The sequence below is a fragment of the Pseudomonas sp. UBA6310 genome (assembly GCF_002438225.1).
GTDB lineage: Bacteria > Pseudomonadota > Gammaproteobacteria > Pseudomonadales > Pseudomonadaceae > Pseudomonas_O > Pseudomonas_O kuykendallii.
Genome location: NZ_DJTK01000028.1, coordinates 19,481 through 27,387, shown reverse-complemented (window position 1 = coordinate 27,387; position 7,907 = coordinate 19,481). Strand labels below are relative to the sequence as shown.

Below are 7,907 nucleotides of genomic sequence, written 5' to 3'. Positions count from 1 at the left end.
CTTGCCGACATGCTCGAAGCGGTGCGCGAGCGCTCGGCCGTGCCGGGCGGCGACGACCTCATCGAGGCGATCCGCCGTTGGCGCGCCAACCCCGACGAGCAGCTCAGCGTGCCCACCAGCGTGCGCTTGCAGCCGGCCCCGAGCCCTGTCGAGGAGGACGAGGGCGCCGAGGCGGAAATCCTCGACATCTTCCTCGAAGAGGCCGACGAGCTGCTGGAAGCCCTGGAAGCCGCGCTTGGCAGCTGGGAAGACAAGCCCAACGACAGCGAGCCGATCGATGAGATGCTTCGCGTACTGCATACCCTCAAGGGCGGCGCCCGCCTGGCCGGCCAGAAGACCCTCGGCGACCTGACCCACGCCCTGGAGCAGCGCCTCGGCGAGGCCCTGCTGCAGGGCGCGCCCTGGCCACAGAGCCTGGTGCTGGACGTGCAGTCGGGCTTCGAAGGGTTGCAGAAGGAGGTCGATGGTCTGCGCCGGCGCCTGGCGCAGAGCGACGAGGCGGCCGAGCAGGTGACGGCCGAACCGGGCGGCGCGCTGGTGCTGGACGCGCCCATCGTGGCGGCCAGCCAGGCCGCCGGCACGACCAGAGAGAACCGCGTGCTGCCGTTCGTCCGCCGTGCCCAGGAAGCCGCGCAGCAGGACAACGCGCGGCGCGGCCCGCAGGAGCTGGTCAAGGTGCCCGCCGAATTGCTCGAAGGGCTGGTCAACCTGGCCGGGGAAACCTCCATCTTCCGCGGCCGGGTCGAACAGCAGGTGAGCGACGTCGGTTTCACCCTCGGCGAGATGGAAGCGACCATCGAACGGGTGCGCGACCAGTTGCGCCGCCTGGACACCGAAACCCAGGCGCAGATCCTCAGCCGCTACCAAGCCGAGGCCGAGCGCGCCGGCTACGAGGATTTCGATCCGCTGGAGATGGACCGCCACTCGCAGCTGCAGCAGCTGTCGCGCGCGCTGTTCGAGTCCGCCTCCGACCTGCTCGACCTCAAGGAAACCCTGGCCGCGCGCAACCGCGACGCAGAAACCCTGCTGCTGCAGCAGGCGCGGGTCAACACCGAGCTGCAGGAAGGCCTGATGCGCACGCGCATGGTGCCGTTCGACCGCCTGGTGCCGCGCCTGCGGCGGATCGTCCGCCAGGTCGCCAGCGAGTTGGGTAAGCAGGTCGAGTTCGTCGTCGGCAACGCCGAGGGCGAGATGGACCGCAGCGTGCTCGAACGCATCGTCGCACCGCTCGAGCACATGCTGCGCAACGCCGTCGACCACGGCATCGAGAGCGCCGAGCGGCGCCAGGCGGCCGGTAAGCCGGCGCAGGGGACGATTCGCCTCAACCTCGGCCGCGAGGGCGGCGATATCCTCCTCACCCTGGCCGACGACGGTGCGGGCATCCGCCTCGAAGCGGTGCGCCGCAAGGCCATCGAGCGCGGGCTGATGAGCGAGACCTCGGAAATCTCCGATCACGACGTGCTGCAGTTCATCCTCGAGGCCGGTTTCTCCACCGCGGAGAAGGTCACGCAGATTTCCGGGCGCGGCGTCGGCATGGACGTGGTGCATTCGGAGGTCAAGCAGCTCGGCGGTTCGATGAGCATCGACTCGACGCCGGGCGAGGGCACGCGCTTCCAGATCCGCCTGCCGTTCACCGTGTCGGTGAACCGCGCGCTGATGGTGTATTCCGGCGAGGACCTCTACGCCATCCCGCTGAACACCATCGAGGGCATCGTGCGGGTCTCGCCGTACGAGCTGGAAGCCTATTACGCGCCCGATGCGCCGCGCTTCGAGTACGCCGGCCAGCCCTACGAGCTGCGCTACCTCGGCGACCTGCTGAGCAATGGCCAGCAGCCCAAGCTGATCGGCCAGAGCCTGCCGCTGCCAGTGATCCTGGTGCGTTCGGCGGAATACTCGGTGGCGGTGCAGGTGGACAGCCTGGCCGGTTCGCGGGAGATCGTGGTGAAGGGCCTCGGCCCGCAGTTCGCCGGCGTGCCGGGGATTTCCGGCGCGACCATCCTCGGCGACGGCCGCGTGGTGGTGATTCTCGACCTGCTGGCGACCATCCGCGCGCTGCAGGCACGCCAGACGCATCTGTTGCCGCATGGCGGCGGCCCGCTCGGCGGCGAAGTGGAGAGCGAACGGCCGGCGCTGGTTATGGTGGTGGACGACTCGGTCACCGTGCGCAAGGTCACCAGCCGCCTGCTCGAGCGCAACGGCATGAACGTGCTGACCGCCAAGGACGGCGTCGATGCCATCGCCCAACTGCAGGAGCAGAAGCCGGACATCATGCTGCTGGACATCGAGATGCCGCGCATGGACGGCTTCGAGGTGGCCACGCTGGTGCGTCACGACGAGCGCCTGAAGGACCTGCCGATCATCATGATCACCTCGCGTACCGGCGAAAAACACCGCGAGCGGGCGATGGCCATCGGCGTCAACGAATACCTGGGCAAGCCCTATCAGGAATCGCTCCTGCTCGAGTGCATCCAGCAACTGGTCAAATCCCATGAGTGAGAAAGCGGCGGCGCGTATCGCCGTCATCGCCGACACCTCGCTGCAGCGTCACGTGCTGCAGCATGCGCTGGCCGGCAACGGTTATCAGGTAGTGCTGAACAGCGACCCGGCGCGCCTCGACGATGCCGCGCTGGAGGTCTGCGAAACCGACCTCTGGCTGGTCGACCTGGCGCAGCAGTCGGAGGATTCCGCGCTGCTCGACAGCCTCCTCGAGCGCACCAACGCGCCGGTGCTGTTCGGCGAGGGGCATGCGCCCGAACGGCATTCGGAGCATTACCCGCGCTGGGAGCGCAGCCTGTTCGGCAAGCTCAAGCGGCTGATCGGCGACCCGGCGCAGGCGGTCGGCCCGAGCCTCGATGCGCTGCTTTCCGAGGCGCAGCGCCCGCCGCGCGTGGACCTGCCGCAGGCGCTGGCGCAGAGCCCGTTGCAGGCCGGCGAACCGGCGCGCCAGGTATGGCTGCTGGCCGCCTCGCTGGGCGGTCCGGCGGCGGTGAAGGCGTTTCTCGACGCCTTGCCGGGTGGCCTGCCGGTGGGTTTCCTCTACGCCCAGCACATCGACGCCGCGTTCGAGTCGCGCTTGCCTCAGGCGGTCGGCCGGCACAGCCAGTGGCACGTCAACCCGGTGCGCCCCGGCGACAGCGTGCGCTGCGGCGAAGTCGTGGTGGTGCCGATCGGCAACGAGCTGCGCTTCGACGAAGACAGCCTCATGCAGGTCTCGACCCAGAGCTGGCCCGAGCCCTACGCGCCGTCGATCGATCAGATGATGCTCAACCTGGCCCAGCAGTTCGGTCGCCATTGCGGCGTCATCGCCTTCAGCGGCATGGGCAGCGACGGCAGCGCCGCGGCGGCCTACGTGCGCCGCCAAGGCGCGGAAATCTGGACGCAACGCGCCGACACCTGCGCCTGCCCGAGCATGCCGGACAGCCTGCGCGAAGCCGGTTACAGCAGCCTCACCGGCGATCCCCGCGAGCTGGCCGGAGCCCTGGTGGCGCGCCTGGCCGAGGCCCTGAACTGATGTCCGCCCAGCCCTTCACCCCGTATTACCGGAGCCCGTCGCGATGAGCCAGGCCGTCATTGAACAGAACGGCGCCGCGAGCGTCACCGGACTGCTGCTGCCGCTGACCGACCGCACCCTGCTGGTGCCCAACGTGGCGCTGGCCGAACTCATCACCTATCGCGCCCCGCAGACCCAGGCCGGCATGCCGGCCTGGCTGCTGGGGCAGATCGCCTGGCGCGACCTGCGTCTGCCGCTGCTGTCCTTCGAGGCGGCGTCCGGGGGCGAGGCGAAGGTGGTTCCGGGCGCGCGCGTCGCCGTGCTCAACGCCATCGGCGGGCGCTCCCACGTGAAATTCATCGCGCTGCTGATCCAGGGCATTCCCCGCTCGCTGAAGCTCGACGCCAGCCTGCGTCGGGCCGACGCGCCGCTGGCGCCGCTGGAGCTGGACGTGGTCGAGCTGGGCGACGACCTGGCGAGGATTCCCGATCTCGCCGGGCTGGAGCAGAAGCTCGCGGATGCCGGCTTGATCTGAGGGTAGCGAGCGTTGTGCTCGTGGCTTCCTAGCCCTTGCCGCGGGTGCGGGTCAGGCCGTGCTCGGCGTTCTTTTCCAGGTACTCGATGACCAGCCCGGCGACGTCCTTGCCGGTGGTCACTTCGATGCCTTCCAGACCCGGTGAGGAGTTCACCTCCATCACCAGCGGGCCGTGGTTCGAGCGCAGGATGTCGACGCCGGCCACCGAGAGCCCCATCACCTTGGCCGCACGGATCGCCGTCATGCGCTCCTCCGGGGTGATCTTGATCAGGCTGGCGGTGCCGCCGCGGTGGAGGTTGGAGCGGAATTCGCCGGGCGCGGCCTGACGCTTCATCGAGGCGATCACCTTGTCGCCGACCACGAAGCAGCGGATGTCGGCACCGCCGGCTTCCTTGATGTACTCCTGCACCATGATGTCCTGCTTCAGGCCCATGAACGCCTCGATCACCGATTCCGCCGCCTTCTCCGTCTCGCAGAGCACCACGCCGATGCCCTGGGTGCCTTCCAGCACCTTGATTACCAGGGGCGCGCCGTTGACCATGCGGATCAGGTCCGGCACGTCGTCCGGTGAGTGGGCGAAGCCGGTGACCGGCAGGCCGATGCCCTTGCGCGAGAGCAGTTGCAGCGAGCGCAGCTTGTCCCGCGAGCGGCTGATCGCCACCGACTCGTTGAGCGGGAACACGCCCATCATCTCGAACTGGCGCAGCACCGCGCAGCCGTAGAAGGTCACCGAGGCGCCAATCCGCGGGATCACCGCGTCGAAGCCTTCCAACGGGCCGCCGCGGTAGTGGATCTGCGGCTTGTGGCTGGCGATGTTCATGTAGGCGCGCAGGGTGTCGATCACCTGCATCTCGTGACCGCGCGCCTGGCCGGCCTCCACCAGTCGTCGGGTCGAATACAGGCGCGGATTGCGCGACAGCACGGCGATCTTCATTGGGCACCGGGAGAAGTGAGTATCTGGGGTTTGTTGAGCAGGTAGGCGTGCGCGGGATTGACCAGCAATCGACCGTCGACCAGCGCTTTCGATCCCAACAGCACGCGATATCGCATGGTTTTCCTGCAGGTCAGGGTGAATTCCACCGGCCATGCCCGTTCACCCAGCGCGAGCAGGGTGCGGATCACGTAACGGGCCTGGGCCTGGCCATTGGAGCTCTTGATCGTCTTGCGCGTCACAATCGGCGCTTCGCAGCGGTGGCGCCGCTGCACCAGCGTGCCGATGTGCGCGTTGAAGCGTACCCAGCGTTCGCCGTCGCGCTCGAACTCGCTGATCTCGGTGGCATGCAGCGCCGAGGTGCTGGCGCCGGTGTCGATCTTCGCGCGCAGGCCGACGACACCCAGGTCGGGCAGGGCGATCCACTCGCGCAGGCCGGTCACGCAAAAGGCTTCGGGGCTATCCAAAGGCGGCTTCCTCTCAGGAAGGCGGCATTCTAGTGAGCCCGCATGACAACTGCACGCAGCGGGCTTACCGGTGGTTTACCGCGGGGGACATTTCATGGTGCGATGACCGCACCCTACACAATCGGAACCCGCATGAGCGAGAAAGACGACGACAAAGTGCGCCTGGACAAGTGGCTCTGGGCGGCCCGCTTCTACAAGACCCGGGCGCTGGCCAAGGCGGCCATCGAAGGCGGAAAGGTGCACTGCCGCGGCGAGCGCTGCAAACCGAGCAAGGAGCCGAAGATCGGCGAGGAACTGACCCTGCGTACCGGCTTCGACGAGCGCACGGTGCGCATTCTGGCGCTATCGGTGGTGCGCCGCGGCGCACCCGAGGCGCAGACCCTCTACGAGGAAACCGCCGAGAGCGTCGAGCGCCGCGAACAGGCCGCGGCGCAGCGCAAGGCCGGCAGTCTGGGCGTCACCACCGACGGCCGGCCGAGCAAGAAGCAGCGTCGTCAGCTGTTCACCTTCCGCGACAGCCACTGAGGTACTTCAGTCGCCGCGGACCAGCGCCATCCGGCCGATCATCGGCAGGCGCGCGAGCAGGGCGAACAGCGGCGCGGTGAGGCGTTCCAGCGCACGGCTGCAGTGGCTCGCGTAGGGCGTGCAGCAACCCCAGGCGATGGCCAGCAGGCCGAGGAACAGGCCGCCGACGAAGTCGTCCGAGCCCCAGTGCGCGCCGGCCACCAGGCGCGGCAGCATGAACAGCGTGGCCAGGCCCCAGATCACCAGCAGCCGCCAGCCGCGGGCGAAGAAGCTGAGGAACAGCGCCCAGAGCAGCAGCACCGAGGCGTGGTCGCCGGGGAAGCTGCGTTCGGATGCGTCCTTGAGCTCCCAGCGGTCCCAGTCCGGGAACAGCTCGCTCAGGCGCACGGCGCCGTCGATCACCAGCGACGGGCTGGCGTGCTGCCAGTCCAGCAGCTTGGCCAGTGCGGTGAATCCGGTGCGCACCAGCAACAGCAGGAGCAGGATCGCGACGAAGGCGAACAGCGCACGGCGCACTTCGTTGCCGGGGAACACCCAGCCACGGTGCAGCAGGAAACTCAGCATGATCAGCCCGGCGGCGACGTCCATCGGCCGCAGGCTGCCAATCGCCCAGGTCTTCGCCCACCAGCCACCGTCCGCCAGTGGCGTGTTGAGCAGGCGGAATAACTGGTCGTCGAAGTGGTCCCACAACAGGCGGGTCGGTTCCCACACCCAGCTGGCCAGCAGCAGGGCGGCGAATAGATGGCAAAGCAGCAGCGGCCGCATGCGCCAGGAGGCGCGCAGTAAAGTGGTCATTCGGTCATCTTCCCTAAGATAAAACCCGGGCGAGATGGTAGACCCGCGCCCAGGCCGCGCCAAGCCGCCCGGTCGGAATCTTGGATCGCCCCCGCTTTGCGCCTAGAATCGACGCCCTTTGCCGTCTCCAACCTGCGAGCGACGCCATGTCCGACTTCACTCAGCGCTTCATCTTCGACGACACCGACGTGCGCGGCGAACTCGTCACCCTCGGCGACAGCTACCAGCATGTCCTCGCCAAGCACCCCTATCCCGAACCGGTCGCCCAGTTGCTCGGCGAGCTGCTGGCAGCCGCGGCGCTGCTGGTCGGCACGCTGAAATTCGATGGCCTGCTGGTGCTGCAGGCGCGTTCCTCCGGCGCCGTGCCGCTGCTCATGGTGGAGTGCTCCAGCGAGCGCCAGGTGCGCGGCATCGCGCGCTACCACGCCGAGCAGATCGCCGACGGCGCCGGGCTCGCCGAGCTGATGCCTGAGGGCATGCTGACGGTGACCATCGACCCGCGCGCCGGCCAGCGCTACCAGGGCATCGTCGCGCTGGATGGGATCAACCTGTCCGCCTGCCTGACCAACTACTTCGCCAATTCCGAGCAGTTGCCGACACGTTTCTGGCTGTACGCCGATGGTCGGCGCGCGCGTGGCCTGCTGCTCCAGGCGCTGCCGCCGGATCGTCTGAAGGACGCCGAGGCCCGCGCCGCGAACTGGCAGCACCTGACCACGCTGGCGGACACCCTTACCGCCGAGGAACTGCTCGGCCTGGACAATCTCACCGTGCTGCACCGGCTGTATCACGAGGAGGCGGTGCGCCTGTTCGATCCGCTGGGTCTGGAATTCCGCTGCAGCTGCAACCGCCAGCGCTCCGCCAATGCGTTGGTCAGCCTCGGCCAGCAGGACGCGGAACGGCTGCTCGAAGAACACGGCGGCTCGGTGGAGATCGACTGCCAGTTCTGCAACCAGCGCTACCGCTTCGACAAGACCGACGTCGCCCAGCTGTTCGCCGGTGGCGGCAGCAGCGCACCTTCCTCGACCCGCCACTGATCGGCGCGGGCACCCGCTGGAGCCCCGCCCGATCCCCGGCATCTGGACAAGCGGGTAGGGCGGGTGCCATAAAGGTGGCGCTGTCGCCCGTAGTGCCGTTTTGCTGGCGAATCCGGAAACTAACGACAGC

The 7,907-nt window shown here is 68.3% G+C and carries 8 protein-coding genes; 5 read left to right on the top strand and 3 right to left on the bottom strand.

The genetic code is table 11. The annotated features are described in order from the left end of the window. From B3E91_RS06215 to B3E91_RS06205, 3 genes are all read left to right on the top strand, one after another. The coding region (locus B3E91_RS06215) for a hybrid sensor histidine kinase/response regulator (protein WP_287028742.1) at positions 1-2,496 on the top strand (2,496 nt) is incomplete at its 5' end. Further along, positions 2,489-3,511: a chemotaxis protein CheB gene (locus B3E91_RS06210; RefSeq protein ID WP_287028741.1), complete on the top strand. Its 1,023-nt coding sequence runs from the start codon at positions 2,489-2,491 to the stop codon at positions 3,509-3,511. The genes B3E91_RS06215 and B3E91_RS06210, both read left to right, overlap by 8 nt. A gap of 43 nt (positions 3,512-3,554) precedes the next feature. Beyond that, the gene (locus B3E91_RS06205; RefSeq protein ID WP_090224907.1) at positions 3,555-4,025 is read left to right on the top strand and encodes a chemotaxis protein CheW; all 471 of its coding nucleotides are present in this window, start codon (positions 3,555-3,557) and stop codon (positions 4,023-4,025) included. 28 nt (positions 4,026-4,053) lie between these two features. On the opposite strand, the gene rimK is transcribed toward B3E91_RS06205, so the two are convergent. Both rimK and B3E91_RS06195 read right to left on the bottom strand, forming a co-directional pair. After that, entirely contained in the window at positions 4,054-4,959 is a 906-nt protein-coding gene (gene rimK, locus B3E91_RS06200; protein ID WP_090224909.1) for a 30S ribosomal protein S6--L-glutamate ligase, read from the bottom strand. After that, the gene (locus B3E91_RS06195) at positions 4,956-5,390 is read right to left on the bottom strand and encodes an ATP-dependent zinc protease (RefSeq protein WP_175534296.1); all 435 of its coding nucleotides are present in this window, start codon (positions 5,388-5,390) and stop codon (positions 4,956-4,958) included. The genes rimK and B3E91_RS06195 overlap by 4 nt, the downstream gene beginning before the upstream one ends. Positions 5,391-5,555: 165 nt before the next feature. Between B3E91_RS06195 and hslR the strand changes: the two genes are divergently transcribed. Next, positions 5,556-5,948 carry a ribosome-associated heat shock protein Hsp15 gene (gene hslR, locus B3E91_RS06190; RefSeq protein WP_090224912.1) on the top strand — a complete coding sequence of 131 codons (393 nt, stop codon included), beginning with the start codon at positions 5,556-5,558 and terminating at the stop codon, positions 5,946-5,948. Between the two features lie 6 nt (positions 5,949-5,954). Here hslR and B3E91_RS06185 read toward each other — a convergent pair whose 3' ends face one another. Further along, the gene (locus B3E91_RS06185; RefSeq protein WP_287028740.1) at positions 5,955-6,743 is read right to left on the bottom strand and encodes a phosphatase PAP2 family protein; all 789 of its coding nucleotides are present in this window, start codon (positions 6,741-6,743) and stop codon (positions 5,955-5,957) included. A 146-nt stretch (positions 6,744-6,889) separates the two neighbouring features. Here B3E91_RS06185 and hslO point away from each other — a divergent pair, with 146 nt between their 5' ends. Further along, complete coding sequence (hslO, locus tag B3E91_RS06180; protein ID WP_090224916.1) at positions 6,890-7,777, top strand: Hsp33 family molecular chaperone HslO; 888 nt, start codon at positions 6,890-6,892, stop codon at positions 7,775-7,777. Positions 7,778-7,907 lie beyond the last annotated feature (130 nt).

Bases quoted from the DNA above. Each gene is read 5' to 3' on its own strand.
- rimK (WP_090224909.1), bottom strand. From the start codon at position 4,959: ATGAAGATCGCCGTGCTGTCGCGCAATCCGCGCCTGTATTCGACCCGA.
- B3E91_RS06210 (WP_287028741.1), top strand. From the start codon at position 2,489: ATGAGTGAGAAAGCGGCGGCGCGTATCGCCGTCATCGCCGACACCTCG.
- hslO (WP_090224916.1), top strand. From the start codon at position 6,890: ATGTCCGACTTCACTCAGCGCTTCATCTTCGACGACACCGACGTGCGC.
- hslR (WP_090224912.1), top strand. From the start codon at position 5,556: ATGAGCGAGAAAGACGACGACAAAGTGCGCCTGGACAAGTGGCTCTGG.
- B3E91_RS06205 (WP_090224907.1), top strand. From the start codon at position 3,555: ATGAGCCAGGCCGTCATTGAACAGAACGGCGCCGCGAGCGTCACCGGA.
- B3E91_RS06185 (WP_287028740.1), bottom strand. From the start codon at position 6,743: ATGACCACTTTACTGCGCGCCTCCTGGCGCATGCGGCCGCTGCTGCTT.